Here is a 1,371-nt window from a genome sequence, read left to right as displayed (position 1 = left end):
GGAGATATTCATAAGGGCAGAGGAAGACCTAGTTCGATTGGTTTGGTCTTTCATGAAACAGGTTCGGATTATTTCCGATAGCGCAAGAATTTTGCAACTTGATCCTCTCAATGAGCAAAATCCCTGGTGGCGCTCTCCAGATGCCATTACAAGAAATGTGCCACGGCGGCATAGGCTGCCAGACCACTCCTTAAGAGTTATTTTCTCCTCGGTAATTCCCATTGGACACTTGCCCCTTTCACAGCAACTGCATATAATGCCAATGGTAGACTTTTGTCGACGAATTTATATGAAATTGCTGAAAAATTAAACACTGTGGTATCCTTTTGATGGGGAGGCGAAACTATGAGCAAGAAGGAATTACTCTTGAGTGAAATTGAACAAGTCCCAGAGCCATTTCTTGATGAAATATTGGACTTTGTTCATTTTCTAAGAACTAAGATTATTAAGGAAGGGATGGAGATTGCCATTGCAAGCCAATCTTCTCTAAGAAAAGATTGGCTGAGGCCAGAGGAGGATGAGACTTGGCAAAGTTTGTAAAAGGTGATGTCGTAGTTGTCCCCTTTTCTTTTCAGATCGTTCGACGCTTTGCAATTACACCAAAGAAAGAGAGGCGTGGCAAAAAGGTATAGATGTTAAGAGTATCGTGGAAGAAATAAAACACATGCGGAAAGTAAAATGATTTGTACTTCGCCTAACCTTCAATAGAAGCGGCTCCGCTTTGTTCCACCCCATGAAGGAAACGATCTAAAATAAGAGGCTAATTGATGGTAAATCTTCACTTACAACGGGCAATCCTACAAGTGGTTGAAAACCAGCTTCGGGCTAATGACCCGCCCGAGACTCAGGGCCGAGGTTATAAGAAAATACGGGGCAGCCAACGAGCTTATCGTGGATGACACTCCCCCGCGAATTCAGTTAAGTGAAATCTGATCAACCAACCTTTCGGAACACTTCGACTTCTTCGACCAGGCGTTTCCCAAGACGATCCTTCTCCAACTCAAGGTCGTAGCGAGCTTGAAGATTCAGCCAGAAACGATCCGTTGTCCCAAAGTAGCGTGCCAGTCGGAGAGCCGTGTCGGCAGAAATAGAACGCTTTCCCTGCACAATCTCGTTGATGCGTCGTGGCGGCACGTTTGTGTCCTTGGCTAGACGGTATTGGCTTATGCCCAGAGGCTTGAGAAACTCTTCAAGTAGAACTTCTCCAGGATGCGTTGGTGCCAACTTCTTAGTCATTTTTTATCTCCTAACCCAGACAAGCCGGAACCAAAAAGTGAATCATAAGCGTTCAGCTATTAGCTATCAGCTCTCAGCTTTCAGCTATCAGTTAGTAGTCAGAATTCAGTAACCAGTAGTCAGTAAGGGGTGGAG

2 protein-coding genes are annotated in these 1,371 nt (G+C 44.8%); one reads left to right on the top strand and one right to left on the bottom strand.

From position 1 onward, the window contains the following. Positions 1-345 precede the first annotated feature (345 nt). On the top strand, positions 346-540 hold the full coding sequence (locus HW443_RS11295) for a DUF2281 domain-containing protein (protein ID WP_176230510.1): 195 nt from the start codon (positions 346-348) through the stop codon (positions 538-540). Positions 541-933: 393 nt separating this feature from the next. Here HW443_RS11295 and HW443_RS11290 read toward each other — a convergent pair whose 3' ends face one another. Next, the gene (locus HW443_RS11290; protein ID WP_176229786.1) at positions 934-1,236 is read right to left on the bottom strand and encodes a HigA family addiction module antitoxin; all 303 of its coding nucleotides are present in this window, start codon (positions 1,234-1,236) and stop codon (positions 934-936) included. Between the last annotated feature and the right edge of the window lie 135 nt (positions 1,237-1,371).

This window comes from Candidatus Hakubella thermalkaliphila, from assembly GCF_013281975.1.
In the GTDB taxonomy this organism is placed as follows: Bacteria; Actinomycetota; Humimicrobiia; order Hakubellales; family Hakubellaceae; genus Hakubella; species Hakubella thermalkaliphila.
Note: the sequence above shows the minus strand (reverse complement) of the source record. Positions and strands in the feature narration are given on the sequence as shown.

Bases quoted from the DNA above. Each gene is read 5' to 3' on its own strand.
- HW443_RS11290 (WP_176229786.1), bottom strand. From the start codon at position 1,236: ATGACTAAGAAGTTGGCACCAACGCATCCTGGAGAAGTTCTACTTGAA.
- HW443_RS11295 (WP_176230510.1), top strand. From the start codon at position 346: ATGAGCAAGAAGGAATTACTCTTGAGTGAAATTGAACAAGTCCCAGAG.